General features: G+C 63.1%; 22 protein-coding genes. All 22 read left to right on the plus strand.

Annotation, left to right across the window (positions count from 1 at the left end):
• Nucleotides 1–9: 9 nt before the first annotated feature.
• The 22 genes from mlaD (at nt 10) to tatC (ending at nt 15371) form a co-directional block, all read left to right on the plus strand.
• Nucleotides 10–483 carry an outer membrane lipid asymmetry maintenance protein MlaD gene (gene mlaD / locus RCH14_RS09555; RefSeq protein WP_343025890.1) on the plus strand — a complete coding sequence of 158 codons (474 nt, stop codon included), beginning with the start codon at nt 10–12 and terminating at the stop codon, nt 481–483.
• On the plus strand, nt 480–1226 hold the full coding sequence (locus RCH14_RS09560) for a VacJ family lipoprotein (protein ID WP_343025891.1): 747 nt from the start codon (nt 480–482) through the stop codon (nt 1224–1226). Before mlaD ends, RCH14_RS09560 begins: the two co-directional genes overlap by 4 nt.
• A 15-nt stretch (nt 1227–1241) precedes the next feature.
• Nucleotides 1242–1892 (plus strand): ABC transporter substrate-binding protein, encoded by a 651-nt coding sequence (locus RCH14_RS09565; RefSeq protein ID WP_343025892.1) that lies wholly within the window; start codon nt 1242–1244, stop codon nt 1890–1892.
• Nucleotides 1893–1909: 17 nt separating this feature from the next.
• Complete coding sequence (locus RCH14_RS09570) at nt 1910–2167, plus strand: STAS domain-containing protein (protein ID WP_343025893.1); 258 nt, start codon at nt 1910–1912, stop codon at nt 2165–2167.
• 202 nt (nt 2168–2369) lie between these two features.
• Nucleotides 2370–3284 (plus strand): ABC transporter ATP-binding protein, encoded by a 915-nt coding sequence (locus tag RCH14_RS09575; protein WP_343025894.1) that lies wholly within the window; start codon nt 2370–2372, stop codon nt 3282–3284.
• A complete protein-coding gene (locus RCH14_RS09580; RefSeq protein ID WP_343025895.1) occupies nt 3281–4048 on the plus strand; it encodes an ABC transporter permease in 768 nt (255 codons plus the stop codon). The genes RCH14_RS09575 and RCH14_RS09580 overlap by 4 nt, the downstream gene beginning before the upstream one ends.
• A gap of 17 nt (nt 4049–4065) precedes the next feature.
• Entirely contained in the window at nt 4066–4302 is a 237-nt protein-coding gene (locus RCH14_RS09585) for a BolA family protein (protein ID WP_183555109.1), read from the plus strand.
• Between the two features lie 2 nt (nt 4303–4304).
• On the plus strand, nt 4305–5555 hold the full coding sequence (gene murA / locus RCH14_RS09590) for a UDP-N-acetylglucosamine 1-carboxyvinyltransferase (protein WP_343025896.1): 1251 nt from the start codon (nt 4305–4307) through the stop codon (nt 5553–5555).
• 15 nt (nt 5556–5570) lie between these two features.
• The gene (gene hisG / locus RCH14_RS09595) at nt 5571–6245 is read left to right on the plus strand and encodes an ATP phosphoribosyltransferase (RefSeq protein ID WP_183555113.1); all 675 of its coding nucleotides are present in this window, start codon (nt 5571–5573) and stop codon (nt 6243–6245) included.
• Nucleotides 6246–6252: 7 nt separating this feature from the next.
• The gene (gene hisD, locus RCH14_RS09600) at nt 6253–7602 is read left to right on the plus strand and encodes a histidinol dehydrogenase (protein WP_343025897.1); all 1350 of its coding nucleotides are present in this window, start codon (nt 6253–6255) and stop codon (nt 7600–7602) included.
• On the plus strand, nt 7599–8429 hold the full coding sequence (locus RCH14_RS09605) for a site-specific DNA-methyltransferase (protein ID WP_343025898.1): 831 nt from the start codon (nt 7599–7601) through the stop codon (nt 8427–8429). The genes hisD and RCH14_RS09605 overlap by 4 nt, the downstream gene beginning before the upstream one ends.
• Nucleotides 8426–9529 carry a histidinol-phosphate transaminase gene (hisC, locus tag RCH14_RS09610; protein WP_343025899.1) on the plus strand — a complete coding sequence of 368 codons (1104 nt, stop codon included), beginning with the start codon at nt 8426–8428 and terminating at the stop codon, nt 9527–9529. The genes RCH14_RS09605 and hisC overlap by 4 nt, the downstream gene beginning before the upstream one ends.
• A 40-nt stretch (nt 9530–9569) precedes the next feature.
• Complete coding sequence (gene hisB / locus RCH14_RS09615) at nt 9570–10160, plus strand: imidazoleglycerol-phosphate dehydratase HisB (RefSeq protein WP_343025900.1); 591 nt, start codon at nt 9570–9572, stop codon at nt 10158–10160.
• Nucleotides 10161–10173: 13 nt separating this feature from the next.
• A complete protein-coding gene (gene hisH / locus RCH14_RS09620) occupies nt 10174–10815 on the plus strand; it encodes an imidazole glycerol phosphate synthase subunit HisH (protein ID WP_343025901.1) in 642 nt (213 codons plus the stop codon).
• A 43-nt stretch (nt 10816–10858) separates the two neighbouring features.
• Complete coding sequence (hisA, locus tag RCH14_RS09625; protein WP_343025902.1) at nt 10859–11635, plus strand: 1-(5-phosphoribosyl)-5-[(5-phosphoribosylamino)methylideneamino]imidazole-4-carboxamide isomerase; 777 nt, start codon at nt 10859–10861, stop codon at nt 11633–11635.
• 4 nt (nt 11636–11639) lie between these two features.
• The gene (hisF, locus tag RCH14_RS09630) at nt 11640–12401 is read left to right on the plus strand and encodes an imidazole glycerol phosphate synthase subunit HisF (protein ID WP_343025903.1); all 762 of its coding nucleotides are present in this window, start codon (nt 11640–11642) and stop codon (nt 12399–12401) included.
• A gap of 4 nt (nt 12402–12405) precedes the next feature.
• A complete protein-coding gene (hisI, locus tag RCH14_RS09635; RefSeq protein ID WP_343025904.1) occupies nt 12406–12816 on the plus strand; it encodes a phosphoribosyl-AMP cyclohydrolase in 411 nt (136 codons plus the stop codon).
• Complete coding sequence (locus RCH14_RS09640; RefSeq protein ID WP_343025905.1) at nt 12813–13154, plus strand: phosphoribosyl-ATP diphosphatase; 342 nt, start codon at nt 12813–12815, stop codon at nt 13152–13154. The genes hisI and RCH14_RS09640 overlap by 4 nt, the downstream gene beginning before the upstream one ends.
• Before the next feature lie 152 nt (nt 13155–13306).
• The gene (locus RCH14_RS09645; protein ID WP_343025906.1) at nt 13307–13681 is read left to right on the plus strand and encodes a histidine triad nucleotide-binding protein; all 375 of its coding nucleotides are present in this window, start codon (nt 13307–13309) and stop codon (nt 13679–13681) included.
• A 146-nt stretch (nt 13682–13827) separates the two neighbouring features.
• Nucleotides 13828–14070 (plus strand): Sec-independent protein translocase subunit TatA, encoded by a 243-nt coding sequence (tatA, locus tag RCH14_RS09650; RefSeq protein WP_183555135.1) that lies wholly within the window; start codon nt 13828–13830, stop codon nt 14068–14070.
• A 12-nt stretch (nt 14071–14082) separates the two neighbouring features.
• Nucleotides 14083–14604 carry a Sec-independent protein translocase protein TatB gene (gene tatB, locus RCH14_RS09655; protein WP_343025907.1) on the plus strand — a complete coding sequence of 174 codons (522 nt, stop codon included), beginning with the start codon at nt 14083–14085 and terminating at the stop codon, nt 14602–14604.
• An 11-nt stretch (nt 14605–14615) separates the two neighbouring features.
• Nucleotides 14616–15371, plus strand: coding sequence for a twin-arginine translocase subunit TatC (tatC, locus tag RCH14_RS09660; protein ID WP_343025908.1), 756 nt, complete (start codon nt 14616–14618; stop codon nt 15369–15371).
• Nucleotides 15372–15421: the final 50 nt, after the last annotated feature.

Consider the following 15421-nt stretch of genomic DNA (forward strand, 5'->3'; position numbering starts at 1 on the left):
GGTAATAAAATGCATCGCAAAACTATCGACGTTTGGGTTGGCCTGTTCGTGCTGCTGGGCTTGGCTGCACTGCTGTTCCTGGCGTTCCAGGCCGGCAATCTGAAGTCCATGTCGTTCGGGCAGACGTATTCCGTCAGCGGCCGGTTTGACAATATCGGTGGCCTCAAGCCCCAGGCGCCAGTCAAGAGCGCTGGTGTGGTGGTCGGTCGCGTGGGCCAGATTGCCTTTGACGACAAGAGCTTCCAGGCATCTGTGCGCCTCGATCTGGACACTGACTATAAATTTCCAAAAGATAGTTCGTTGAAGATTCTGACCGCGGGTCTGCTTGGCGAGCAATACATCGGCATCGAAGCCGGTGGCGACACGAACAATCTGGCTGAAGGCGATCGCATCATTCGCACCCAGTCGGCGACAGTCCTGGAAGACTTAATTAATCAATTTATCTACAGCAAGGCTGCTGATGGAAAGGAAGGTAGTCAATGAACTACACCAACATGCTTTCGCACCTGCGTCTCTGTGCCGCCGCCGCTGCTGTCCTGGTTCTGACCGGTTGCGCGACCACCGCGAACAATCCGCAGGATCCGCTCGAAGGTTATAACCGCGCGGTTTATTCCTTCAACGACGCTGTCGACCGCACGGTGCTCAAGCCAACTGCAACCGTCTACAAGAACGTCGTGCCAAGCTTTGCCAAAACGGGCGTGAACAATTTCTTTGGCAACCTGTCGGATGCCTGGAGCTCGATCAACAATCTGCTGCAAGGCAAGGGCGAAGCCGGCGCGACCGATTTTGGCCGCGTGGCGGTCAATTCGACCTTCGGCATCTTCGGCCTGCTGGACATCGCGTCCGAAGCCGGCATGCAGAAGCACAACGAAGATTTTGGCCAGACGCTGGGCAAGTGGGGCGTACCGAGCGGTCCGTACTTGATGTTGCCGCTGTTGGGCCCATCTACGGTGCGTGATACCGCAGCGCTGCCGGCCGACAGTGCCGGCAACATCTGGCGCTACAAGACGCCGGTCAACTGGCGCAATGTCGGCACCGGCGTCAATCTGATCGACAAGCGCGCTGCGCTGCTTGACGCGTCGGGCTTGATGGACGACGTTGCACTGGATCGTTACGAGTTCTTGCGCGACAGCTACCTGCAGCGCCGCCAGAGCCAGGTCTACGACGGCAATGTGCCGCGCCAGGCTGACGAAGCCGACGCGCCTGCGCCTTCCGAAACGAAGTAAGTTGAAAGGAACACGATGAAGCCATTCATGCACCTGATCGCCGCCGCCGCAGTCACCGCTGCCTTTTCCACGAGCGTGATCGCCCAGCCTGCCGCCAGCGCCGAAGCGCCGGACGTGCTGGTCAAGCGCATCAGCGCCGAAGTGATCGACAGCGTCAAGAGCGACAAAGCAATCCAGTCGGGCGACCGCAGCAAGATCATGGGTCTGGTCAATACCAAAATCTTGCCTTACGTCGATGCTGAAAAGATGACCCAGCAAGCCGCTGCCCGCCACTGGCGCGCCGCCACGCCGGACCAGCAAAAGCGCCTGACGAACGAGTTCCGCACGCTGCTGGTGTACACCTACTCCGGCGCGCTGTCGACGATCAAGAACGAAACCGTCGAGTTCAAGCCGATGCGATCCAGCCCTGCCGACACTGACGTCGAAGTGCGCTCGCAGGTCAACGTCGCGCGCGGCGAGCCGATCACGCTGAACTACCGCCTGTCCAAGGGCAGCAACGGCTGGAAGATCTATGACGTCAACATCATGGGCGCCTGGCTGGTCGAGACCTACAAGAGCACCTTCAACAGCGAGATCAGCAAGAGCGGCGTCGATGGCCTGATCAAGCGCCTGGCCGAGCGCAACGCGCAACTGGCGTCCAAGCCACTGGCAGCACCGGTCAAGTAATGGCTGAGGCAAATCCCATGCTGACGATCGATGCCATGACCTTCGACAGCGCCCGCCTGGCGCTGGCGCAGGGTGAGGCGGCGATCAGCGCTGGCGAAACCGTGTTCGACCTGGCCGGCGTGAAGTCGGCCGATTCGTCGGGCGTGGCCCTGCTGCTCGCCTGGCAACGCCGCGCACTGAGCGCCGGGCACCGTCTTACGTTCATCAATGTGCCGGACAACGTGCGCAAGCTGTCGTCCCTGTACGGGGTCGACCCGCTGGTCGCACCAGCATGACTACGGGCAGCTTCGGCTGCCCGTTTTTTTCTTCCGCGTTTCACTATCAGTGCCTGCACGGCGTCCCGCCGGGTTTCTGGGCCTGGCCCGCTTGACGTGGTGATTTCACCTATAATGGACTGTTTTCCTGCACGGTCCTGGTGCGTTCCCCAGCCGGCCTCCGTTTTGTTGTGACTATCGCGCGTCGCGCCTCCCATTTCGCATGACTGCAATCCAGATTGACCGTGTCGAGAAGAGCTACAAGGGCTTCAAGGCGCTCAAGGGCGTGTCCCTTTCCATCGAAGAGGGCGAGTTCTTTGGCCTGCTGGGCCCGAATGGCGCCGGCAAGACCACCCTCATTTCCACCATCGCGGGTCTGATCCGGCCCGACGCCGGCAGCGTGAAAATCCATGGCCACGACGTCGTGACCGATTTTCGCGAAGCGCGCAAGCGTCTGGGCGTCGTGCCGCAAGAGCTGGTGTTCGATCCGTTCTTCACGGTGCGCGAAACGCTGCGCCTGCAGTCCGGCTACTTCGATATCCGCAACAACGATGGCTGGATCGACGAAGTGATGCACAACCTCGACCTGACCGACAAGGCCGACGTCAATATGCGCGCGCTGTCGGGCGGCATGAAGCGGCGCGTGCTGGTGGCGCAGGCCCTCGTGCACCGCCCGCCGGTCATCGTGCTGGACGAGCCGACCGCCGGCGTCGACGTCGAACTGCGCCAGACGCTCTGGAAGTTCATCGCGCGCCTGAACCGCGAAGGCGGCCACACGGTGGTGCTCACCACCCACTATCTCGAAGAAGCGCAGGCCATGTGCCAGCGCGTGGCAATGCTCAAGAGTGGCAATGTGGTGGCGCTCGACACGATGAGCACCCTGCTGCGCCGTGTCTCGGGCTCGCAACTGGTCGTGCACTTGAAATCCGGCGCGCTGCCGGTCGAGCTGCGTTCGCTCGTGTCGCACGATGAACCCGCCAACAACAACAAATACACGCTGCGCGTGAACGACTACGCCGACGTCGAACCGATCCTGGCGCGCCTGCGCGAAGCCGGCGCCGTGATCGACGAGATGCAGCTGCAGCAGGCCGACCTGGAAGACATCTTCATCCAGATCATGGAAGAGGGTAAGCAATGAATCTGTTTTCCATCGGGTTCCGCACCCTGTTCTACAAAGAGTCGCTGCGCTTCTGGAAAGTGGCCACGCAAACCGTCGCCGCGCCGGTCGTCACCGCCATGCTGTACCTCGTCATCTTCGGCCATGTGCTCGACGGCCGGGTCGAGATGCTCGAGGGCGTGGCCTACACGTCGTTCCTGATTCCCGGCCTGGTGATGATGAGCGTGCTGCAAAATGCGTTCGCCAATTCGTCGTCGTCGCTGATCCAGTCCAAGATCAGTGGCAACCTGGTATTCATCCTGCTCGCGCCGCTGTCGCATGCCGAGATCCTGGCGGCGTATGTCGGCGCGGCGGTGCTGCGCGGGATCGTGGTCGGCGCCGGCGTGTTTGCCATCACCGCCTGGTTCGCGCACCTGACGTTTGTCGCGCCGGTGTGGATCGTTGTGTTTGCGATCCTGGGCGCCGCGATTCTCGGCACGATGGGCGTCATCGCCGGCATCTGGGCCGAGAAGTTCGACCAGCTGGCCGCGTTCCAGAACTTCCTGATCATGCCGGCGACGTTCCTGGCCGGGGTGTTCTATTCGGTACAAAAACTGCCGCCATTCTGGCTGGCCGTCTCGCATTTCAATCCGTTCTTTTATATGATTGACGGGTTCCGTTACGGATTCTTCGGCCAGTCCGACGTGTCGCCCTGGACCAGCCTGGCCATCGTGTCCGTGTTCTTCGCGGTGCTGACGGCCATGGCAATCAACCTGCTCAAGCGCGGCTACAAGCTGCGCCACTAAATATTTTTGGAGTTATCGTGGCCACCACACCCGAACTGATTCACGGCTATCTCAGCGCCGGTCTTGAATGCACCCACCTGACCGTCAATGGCGACGGCCAGCACTTCGAGGCGGTGATCGTCTCGCCAGCGTTCGTCGGCAAGCGCTCGATCCAGCGCCACCAGATCGTGTACGCCGCGCTGGGCGACCGCATGCGCGAGGAAATCCACGCGCTGTCGATGAAAACCCTGACCCCTGAAGAATTCAAAGGCTAATCATGGACAAGCTCCAGATCGTCGGCGGCAAACGCCTGCAAGGTGACATCGCGATTTCCGGCGCCAAGAATGCGGCGCTGCCCATCCTGTGCGCGGGCCTGCTCACTGCGGGCGACCTGCACTTGTCCAATGTGCCGCGCCTGCATGACGTGCGCACGATGCTCAAGCTGCTGGAAACGACCGGCCTCAAAATCGATCTGGACGACGAAAACGTCACCATGAACGGCAGCGCGATCAACAACCTGGTCGCGCCGTACGAACTGGTGAAGACCATGCGCGCCTCGATCCTGGTGCTGGGTCCCCTGCTGGCGCGCTTCGGCGAAGCCAAGGTCTCGCTGCCTGGTGGCTGCGCCATCGGTTCGCGCCCGGTCGACCAGCACATCCAGGGCCTGCGCGCGATGGGCGCCGAGATCACGATTGAAGGCGGCTACATCCACGCCAAGGCCACGAAGCTCAAGGGCGCGCGCATCCGCACCGACATGATCACCGTGACCGGCACCGAGAACCTGCTCATGGCCGCAACGCTGGCCGACGGCGAGACGGTGCTCGAAAACGCCGCGCGCGAGCCGGAAGTGACCGACCTGGCCAATCTGTTGGTGGCCATGGGCGCGAAGATCGACGGCATCGGCACCGACCGCCTGGTGATCCAGGGCGTGCCGGAGCTGCATGGCGCCAGCCACGCGGTGATCTCGGATCGCATCGAAGCGGCGACCTTCCTGTGCGCCGTCGCGGCCACCGGCGGCGACATCCAGCTGACCAACACCCGCACCGATATCTTCGACGTGGCGCTCGACAAACTGCGCGAAATTGGCCTGCAGCTGACCGTCGGCACCGATACCATCCGCGCCAAGATGGATGGCCGCCCGCAGCCGGTGTCGTTCCGCACGACCGAGTATCCTGGCTTCCCGACCGATATGCAGGCGCAGTTCATGGCCGTCAACACGATCGCCGGCGGCGCCTCGCGCGTGACCGAGACGATTTTTGAAAACCGCTTCATGCACGTGCAAGAGATGAACCGCCTTGGCGCGCAGATCACGACCGACGGCAATACCGCGTTCATCGACGGCGTCACGCGCCTGATCGGAGCGCCCGTCATGGCGACCGACCTGCGCGCGTCGGCTTCGCTCGTCATTGCCGGCATGGCCGCCGAAGGCACGACGCTGATCGACCGCATCTACCACCTCGATCGCGGCTACGACCGCATGGAAGTGAAGCTGTCGGCGGTGGGCGCCGACATCGTCCGTATCAAGTAATCACATCGAATCACCATGACTTTTACCAGCAATACGGACGAGACCCAGCTGATCCTGGCGCTGTCCAAAGGCCGCATCTTTGAAGACACCCTGCCGCTGTTGTCGGCCGCCGGGATCGAGGTGCTGGAAAACCCGGAAACCTCGCGCAAGCTGATCCTGCCGACCAATGACCCCGGCGTGCGCGTGCTGATCGTGCGCGCCTCCGACGTGCCGACCTACGTTCAGTACGGCGCTGCCGATTTCGGTGTGGCCGGCAAGGACGTGCTGCTCGAGCATGGCGGCGAAGGGCTGTACCAGCCGATCGACCTGCGCATCGCCGAATGCCGCATGTCGGTGGCGGTCAACGCGGGCTTCGACTACGAAAGCGCCGTGCGCCAGGGCGCGCGCCTGCGTGTGGCGACCAAGTTCGTCAACACCGCGCGCGAGCACTTTGCCCGCAAGGGCGTGCACGTCGACCTGATCAAGCTGTATGGCTCGATGGAGCTGGCGCCGCTGGTGGGCCTGTCGGACGCCATCGTCGACGTGGTCTCGACCGGCGGCACGCTGCGCGCCAACAACCTGGTCGAAGTCGAAAAAATCATGGATATCTCCTCGCGCCTGGTAGTCAACCAGGCTGCGCTCAAGCTCAAGCGCGAGCGCCTGCAACCGATCCTGGACGCGTTCGAACGCGCCTCCAAAGCAAAAGGCTAGACGCAAAATGGCAGTACAGATCCGTAAGCTCGATTCGACCGCACCCGACTTCGCCACCACGCTGAGCGCGCTGCTCGCGTTTGAAGCCGAAACCGACGACGCCATCGAACTGGCCGTCGCCGGCATCCTGCGCGATGTAAAAGCGCGTGGCGACGCCGCCGTGCTCGACTACACGAACAAATTCGACCGCATCCCGAACGGCGGCGCCACGAGCATGGCGCAGTTCGACGTTGGGCAGGCGGAGCTTGAAGCAGCGCTCGCTGCGCTGCCCGACGACCAGCGCGCTGCGCTGCAGGTCGCGGCCGACCGCGTGCGCGTGTACCACGAGCGCCAGAAAGAATCGTCCACCGGCTTTACCTTCACCGAGCCTGACGGCACCGTGCTGGGCCAGCGCGTGACGCCCCTGGACCGGGTCGGCATCTATGTCCCGGGCGGCAAGGCAGCGTATCCGTCGTCGGTCCTGATGAACGCGATTCCGGCCCACGTGGCAGGCGTCAAGGAAATCATCATGGTCGTGCCGACCCCGGACGGCGTGAAGAACCAGATGGTGCTGGCTGCGGCGGCGATTGCGGGCGTCACGCGCGTGATCACCATTGGCGGCGCGCAGGCAGTCGGCGCGCTGGCGTATGGCACCGAAACGATCCAGGCCGTCGACAAGATCGTCGGCCCCGGCAACGCGTATGTCGCCGCCGCCAAGCGCCGCGTGTTCGGCACGGTCGGCATCGACATGATCGCGGGGCCATCCGAAATCCTCGTGCTGTGCGATGGCACCACCGATCCCGACTGGGTCGCGATGGACCTGTTTTCGCAGGCCGAGCACGACGAACTGGCGCAGGCCATCTTGCTGTGCCCAGACGCTGACTACATCGCGCAAGTCGAAGCGAGCATCCACAAGCTGCTGCCGACGATGCCGCGCGCGGCCACCATCACGACGTCGCTGGGCGACCGTGGCGCGTTGATCAAGGTGAGCAGCATGGAGGAAGCATGCGAGATCGCCAGCAGCATCGCGGCCGAACACCTCGAGATCTCGGCTGAAGATCCACAGCAGTGGGCCGACAAGATCCGCCACGCCGGCGCGATGTTCCTGGGCCGCTACTCGTCCGAATCACTGGGCGACTATTGCTGCGGCCCGAACCACGTGCTGCCGACCTCGCGCACGGCGCGCTTCTCGTCGCCGCTGGGCGTGTACGATTTCCAGAAACGCTCGTCGATCCTCCAGGTCAGCGAAGCGGGCGCGCAAACGCTGGGCAAGGTCGCGGCCACGCTGGCCTATGGCGAAGGCCTGCAGGCGCACGCGCGCAGTGCCGAACTACGACTGAACCCAGTTCCTTTGCCAACTGCGCCCCAGGCATCATGAACGACTGGGTCAACCAGGTATTCTGCGAGGATGCGCTGTCAGGGCTGGCGCGCATCCCGGACGGGTCCATCGACCTGATCCTGACTGACCCGCCGTACAACCTGGGCAAGGACTATGGCAACGCCTCGGACCAGCAAAGCGTCGAGGCCTACCTGGCCTGGACCGAGCAGTGGATCGACGCGGTGGTGCCGAAGCTCAAGCCCAACGGCAGCCTGTACATCTTTCTCACGTGGCGCTTCACGCCCGAGATCTTCGTGATGCTGAAAAAACGCATGACGATGATGAACGAGATCATCTGGGACCGCCGCGTGCCGTCGATGGGCGGCAGCGTGCGCAGCTTCTCGTCGGTGCACGACACCATCGGCTTTTTCGCCAACCGCAAAGACTATTACTTCGACCTGGACGCGGTGCGCATCCCGTATGACGCGGCGACCAAGAAGGCCCGCTCGCGCTCGATCTTCATCGGCGCCAAGTGGCTCGAAGTGGGCTACAACCCGAAGGACGTCTGGAGCGTCTCGCGCCTGCACCGCGAGCATCCGGAGCGCGCCGACCACCCGACGCAAAAGCCGCTCGAGATCATCGAGCGTATGGTCAAGGCCTCGTGCCCGCCGGGCGGCATCGTGCTCGACCCGTTCATGGGCAGCGGCACGACGGCCATCGCCGCCAAGCGCCTGGGGCGCCAGTACACCGGCTTCGAACTCAATCCCGCGTATTGCGCCATCATCCACGAGCGCCTGGCTGCGCCCGAGGTGCCGCTGACCGGGGCAAAAAAACGCAAGGCGGCCAAGGCTGCCATGGCCACACTCTCCACGGAAGAAACTTCATGACCGACATCGCCAAACTGATCGAGAACACCATCCGCGCCGACGTGCGCGCGGTCGGGGGGTACCACGTGCCGGATTCAAGCGGCTACGTCAAGCTCGACGCGATGGAAAACCCGTACCAGCTGCCGGACGAGCTGCGCACGCAACTCGGCGCGCGCCTGGCCGATGCGGCGCTGAACCGTTATCCGGTGCCGTCGTACCGCACGCTGAAGGACGCCATCTGCGCCAAACTGGGCATCCCGGCTGGTTACGACGTCCTGCTCGGCAACGGCTCGGATGAGCTGATCACGATCCTGGCGACCACGATTGCGCGCCAGGAACGCGACGGCTCGAAACGTGCCGTGGTCATGGCGCCGGTGCCGGCGTTCGTGATGTTTTCGCGTTCGGCGCAGTTTGCCGGTGCCGATTTTGTCGGCGTGCCGATCAAGCCCGATTTTTCGCTGGACCTGCCGGCAATGCTGGCCGCCATCGACGAGCACAAGCCGTCGCTGGTCTTCCTGGCATACCCGAACAACCCGACCGGCAACCTGTACGACGCGGCCGACATGGAAGCGATCATCACGGCGCTCGGCGAATCGGGCGTGGTCGTCGTCGATGAGGCCTACCAGCCGTTCGCCAAGGTCAGCTTCATGGACCGCCTGCCGCAGCACCCGAACCTGGTCGTGATGCGCACGCTGTCAAAGCTCGGCCTGGCCGGCATCCGCCTCGGGTACATGACGGCGGCCGCGCCGCTGCTGGCCGAATTCGAGAAAGTGCGCCCGCCCTACAACGTCAATATCCTGACCCAGGTAGCGGCCGAATTCGCCCTCGAGCATCTGGATGTGCTGGACCGCCAGGCCGAGTTGTTGAACGTCGAGCGCACCCGCCTGGCCGCCGCGCTGGCCGCCTTGCCGGGTGTGGAAGTGTTCCCGTCGGCCGCCAATTTCATCGCGCTGCGCGTGCCCGATGCCGAGCGCGCCTGCAAGCTTCTCCACGGCGAGAAGGTCCTGATCAAAAATTTGAGTAAAATGCACACATTGCTGGCCAACTGCATCCGCGTCACGGTCAGCACGCCGCAAGAGAATGACCAGTTCCTGACCGCCCTGAAGGCTTCCCTGTCGTAGCGTCCCGTAGTTATTACGTACCTTGAAAAGCACCCGAGCAATGACCCGTACCGCCGACATTACCCGCAACACCAACGAAACGCAGATCCGCGTGTCGATCAATCTTGACGGCACCGGCCGCCAGAAGCTCAACACGGGCGTGCCGTTTCTCGACCACATGCTCGACCAGATCGCGCGTCACGGCATGTTCGACCTCGAAGTCGAAGCGGTGGGCGACCTGCACATCGACGCGCACCACACGGTCGAAGACACCGGCATCACGCTCGGCATGGCCGTGGCCAAGGCCATCGGCGACAAGAAGGGCATCCGCCGCTATGGCCACGCCTACGTGCCGCTCGATGAAGCGCTGTCGCGCGTCGTGATCGACTTCTCGGGTCGCCCGGGTCTGGAAATGCACATCCCGTTCACGCGCGCGATGATCGGCACCTTCGACGTCGACCTGACCGGTGAATTCTTCCGCGGTTTCGTCAACCACGCCGGCGTGACGCTGCACATCGACAACCTGCGCGGTGTGAATGCCCACCACCAGTGCGAAACCGTGTTCAAGGCGTTCGGCCGCGCGCTGCGCATGGCCAGCGAGCTCGATGAACGCGCCGCCGGCATCATCCCGTCGACCAAGGGCAGCCTGTAAGGCGCGACGCGACATGGCAAATAAAATTGTTGTGGTCGACGGACTGGGCAACCTGCGCTCGGTGGTCCAGGCGCTGCGCGCTGCCGCGCCCGAAGCCGATGTCGTCGTTTCCAGCTCCGCCGCCGACCTCGATGCGGCCGACCGCATCGTGCTGCCGGGGCAGGGCGCGATGCGCGACTGCATGAGCAGCCTGCGCGAATCGGGCCTGGAAGACGCACTGCTGCGCGCCGCGAAGACGCGCCCGATCATGGGCGTGTGCGTGGGCGAGCAGATGCTGTTCGACGCCAGCGAAGAAAACGGTGGCACCCCGGGCCTGGGTCTGTTGCCGGGCAAGGTCGTGCGCTTCCAGCTGGATGGAAAATTGCAGAACGACGGCTCGCGCTTCAAGGTCCCGCAAATGGGCTGGAACCGCGTGCGCCAGTCGCGCGCGCACCCGCTGTGGGACGGCGTCGAAGACAACAGCTACTTCTATTTCGTGCACAGTTATTACGCAGCGCCCGAAAACGCGCATGATGTCATCGGCGAAGCCGATTACGGCGGTCCGTTCTGCTGCGCTGTCGGCCGCGATAATATCGTCGCCACCCAGTTCCACCCGGAGAAAAGTGCGGCAGCGGGCTTGCGCCTGTACCGTAATTTCATCCACTGGAATCCTTGATTCATCCCTCGTATTTAACCCGTTAACTCTACCGACAACGACCATGCTGCTGATCCCCGCCATCGACCTCAAAGACGGTCACTGCGTTCGCCTCCAACAAGGCGATATGGAACTCGCCACCGTGTTTTCCGAAGATCCCGCCCAAATGGCGCTGCATTGGCTCAAGCAGGGCGCGCGGCGCCTGCACCTGGTCGACCTGAACGGCGCATTCGCGGGCAAACCCAAGAACGAATCGGCCATCAAGTCGATCCTGCAGATCGTGCAGGAATACGCCGAAGAGAATGGCATCGACGAGATCCCGGTGCAGCTGGGCGGCGGCATCCGCGACCTCGACACCATCGAGCGCTACCTGGATGACGGCATCAGCTACATCATCGTCGGCACCGCCGCCGTGAAGAATCCGGGCTTCCTGCACGACGCTTGCGGCGCCTTCCCGGGCCACATCATCGTTGGACTGGACGCGCGCGACGGCAAGGTTGCCACCGACGGCTGGAGCAAGATGTCGGGCCATGAAGTGATCGACCTGGCCAAGAAATTTGAAGGCTACGGCGTCGAATCGATCGTCTACACCGACATCGGCCGCGACGGCATGATGGGCGGCGTGAACATCGAAGCGACCGTCAAGCTGGCGCGCGCGGTGAAGATTCCCGTGATTGCCTCGGGCGGCGTGCACGTGCTGGCCGACGTCGAAGCACTGTGCGCAGTGCAGGACGAAGGCATCGAGGGCGTGATCTGTGGCCGCTCGATCTACGAAGGCACGCTCGACCTGGCCTCGGCCCAGGACCGCGCCGATGAACTGACCGAAGGCGCTGGCGCCTGATTCCATGCTCGCAAAACGCATCATCCCCTGCCTGGACGTCACCGGCGGCCGGGTCGTCAAGGGCGTCAACTTCAACGAGTTGCGCGACGCCGGCGATCCGGTCGAAATCGCGCGCCGCTATGACGGGCAAGGCGCCGACGAAATCACCTTCCTCGACATCACCGCCTCGAGCGATGGCCGCGACCTGATCCTGCCGATCATCGAAGCCGTTGCCTCGACCGTGTTCATTCCGCTCACCGTCGGTGGTGGCGTGCGCAAGGTGGAAGACGTGCGCCGGTTGCTCAATGCCGGCGCCGACAAGGTCAGCATGAACACGTCGGCCGTTACCAACCCGCAGCTGGTGTTCGACTGCGCCCACAAGCACGGTTCGCAGTGCATCGTGGTGGCGATCGACGCCAAGCAGATCGCGCCGGGCCGCTGGGAAGTGTTCACCCACGGCGGGCGCAATGCGACGGGGCTGGATGCCGTCGAATGGGCGCGCAAGATGGAAAGCCTCGGCGCCGGTGAGTTGCTGCTCACTTCCATGGACCGCGACGGCACCAGATCGGGCTTCGACCTGGGCCTGACCCGCGCCGTGTCCGACGCCGTGGGCATCCCCGTGATCGCCTCGGGCGGCGTCGGCAGCCTGGAAGACCTGGCCAACGGCATCCTGCAGGGCCACGCCGACGCGGTATTGGCGGCCAGCATCTTCCACTACGGGCAGCACACGGTCGGGGAAGCCAAGCGCTTCATGCACGAGCGCGGTATCCCGATGCGCCTGGAGTAACGCGATGACAACGAATGCCAAATGGCTCAATAAAGTGCGCTGGGATGAACACGGCCTGGTGCCGGTCATCGCACAGGAAGCAACCAGCGGCGACGTCCTGATGTTCGCCTGGATGAACCGCGAAGCGCTCACCCGCACCGTCGAATCGGGCGAAGCCGTGTACTGGAGCCGCTCGCGCAAGAAGCTGTGGCACAAGGGCGAAGAGTCCGGCCACATCCAGAAGGTGAGCGAGATCCGCCTGGACTGCGACGAAGACGTCGTGCTGCTCAAGATCGAGCAGGTCGGTTCGATTGCCTGCCATACCGGGCGTCACTCGTGCTTCTTCCAGAAATACGACAACGGCGACTGGCACAGCGTCGAGCCGGTTCTGCAAGACCCCGACACGATTTACTCAAAAGACAAGAAGACCCCATGAGCGTTACCCTGGCCCGCGTCGCGGCCGTGATCGAATCGCGCAAACCTGCCAATGGTGGCGACCCGGCCGCATCGTATGTCGCCAAGCTGTTTGCCAAGGGCGACGACGCCATCCTCAAGAAAATCGGCGAGGAAGCCACCGAACTGGTGATGGCCGCCAAGGACGCCCGCGTCGATGGCGATGCCACCAAGGTGCTGTATGAATGCGCCGACCTGTGGTTCCACTCGCTGGTGCTGCTGGCCAAGTTCGACCTCACGCCGCAGCAGGTGCTCGACGAACTGGCGCGGCGCGAAGGCGTGTCGGGGCTGGACGAGAAAGCTGCGCGCACCGACGCTTGACCCTGCACGCCGGCCTGGCGTGCATGGCTGGCGTGCCAACCCGCCGAACCGGTGTCATAATCAGTCCTTCGTCGTCATGGCGATGTCATGGAGCCTTGGTAGGATGCCCGTGCTCGCTTGCGTGTCACGCAATGTAATCATCTGGAGACAGAATGGATAACTGCATTTTTTGCAAGATCGTTGCCAAGCAGATCCCGGCTGCCATCGTCTATGAAGACGCTGACGTGCTGGCGTTCAAGGACATCAATCCGGCAGCGCCCGTGCACTTGCTGGTGATTCCGAAGGTGCACGTGGCCACGCTCTCCGATTGCACTGACGAGCATGCGGCGCTGCTGGGCAAGATGCTGGCGCTGGCGCCGAAACTTGCCGAGCAAAATGGTATTGCGGTCAAGATGGACGCCGCTGGCAAGCCGGTCGGCGGTTTCAAGACGCTGATCAACGCCGGTCCGGATGGCGGGCAAGAGGTGTATCACCTGCACTTGCACCTGTACGGCGGGCCGCGTCCATGGCGCCCTCTGGGGCTGTAGGCAGCGTCCAGGTTTGGCTTAAGTGCGGGTTAAGTTCGGGTTAAGTTCGATTGGGAGCAACCGGCTCCCGCATCGCATATACTCGGTATGTATGCAGTTTGCGCAGCACTAATTTTTCAGGCGCCAGGCGCCATCAGGAGAACAATATGGGTGGATTGAGTATTTGGCACTGGGTCATCGTGCTGGTGGTCGTGATGCTGATTTTCGGCACCAAAAAAATCAGCAATATGGGTTCCGACCTGGGCAAGGCCGTCAAGGGCTTCAAGGACGGCGTCAAGGGCGACGAAGAGCGGGCTGCCGAAGCAGAAGCCGCCCGTGTCCAGGCAACGCAGCAGGTGGCCGACAAGTCGACCATCGACGTGGAAGCCCGCGACAAGACCCGCCTGTAACCCGGCGTCCTCATGATCGATCTTGGACTGTCGAAAATCGCGATCATCGGCGTTGTTGCGCTGATCGTGATCGGGCCGCAAAAGCTGCCCAAGGTGGCGCGCATGGCTGGCACGCTCTATGGGCGTGCCCAGCGCTACCTGCATGACATCAAATCCGAGGTCAGCCGTGAGATCGAGCTCGACGAGCTGCGCAATCTGCACAAGGAAGTGCAGGAGCGCGCGCAGTCGTTCAAGAACGATGTTGAATCGGCAACCGGGGAGTTCGGCTCGTCCGTGACCAGCCATGTCGATGAGGTCGAAGCGTTGTGGGACGAGCGCGGCGCGGATGCAAGCGCGCACGTGATCACGCCCACCGTGGCCGATATCGATCGCAAGGCGAAGGACTTTCGCCGCAAGAAGCTGGTGCGCACTTCGAGTGTGCCGGCCTGGTACAAGAATCGCCATGGCACCAAGCGCCATGTGATGTCCGGCGCGGCCCGCGTGCGCAAGTACCGTCCCGGCGCGGGCGCCAACTCCACTACCTCTTTTTTCTGATCGCCTAGCTGATGACTGAACAAGCCGCCGGCGAAGATACCTTCATCTCGCACCTCGTCGAGCTGCGTGACCGCCTGGTCAAGGCCTCGATCGGCATTGCGATCGTGTGCGCCGCATTGATGGCCTGGCCTGGCCCGTCCCAGATCTACGACCTGATTGCCGCGCCGATGATCGCCTCGCTCCCGCCAGGCTCGACCATGATCGCCACCGGCGTGATTTCGCCGTTCCTCGTACCGATGAAGGTCACGCTGCTGTTGTCCTTCATCCTGGCGCTGCCCTGGGTGTTCTACCAGGCCTGGGCTTTCATCGCGCCGGGCCTGTACGCCCACGAAAAACGCCTCGTGATGCCGCTCGTGATTTCGTCGTCGCTGCTGTTCATTGGCGGCGTGGCGTTCTGTTACTTCTTCGTGTTCGGGCGCGTGTTCCACTTCATCAGCGCGTTTGCGCCGACGTCGATCGCGGTCACGCCCGATATCGAAAACTACCTCGATTTCGTGATGTCGATGTGCCTGGCCTTTGGCGCGTCGTTCGAAGTGCCGGTGGTCGTCGTGATCCTGGTGCGCATGGGCATCGTGCCGATCGAGAAGCTGCGCGAAGTGCGCTCGTACGTGATCGTCGGCGCCTTCGTCATCGCGGCGATCGTCACGCCGCCGGATGTGGTCAGCCAGCTGGCGCTGGCCATTCCGATGTGCCTGCTCTACGAGCTGGGCCTGCTGGTCGCGCCGATGTTCGCCCGCGCCACGCGCGCGCCCGAAGAAACGGCGTAACGCAACTCCCCTCCCGATTCGCCCCCGAATCCCGGCGATGTTGCTCCTGC

This window comes from Massilia sp. MP_M2 (genome assembly GCF_039123635.1).
Lineage (GTDB): Bacteria > Pseudomonadota > Gammaproteobacteria > Burkholderiales > Burkholderiaceae_D > Telluria.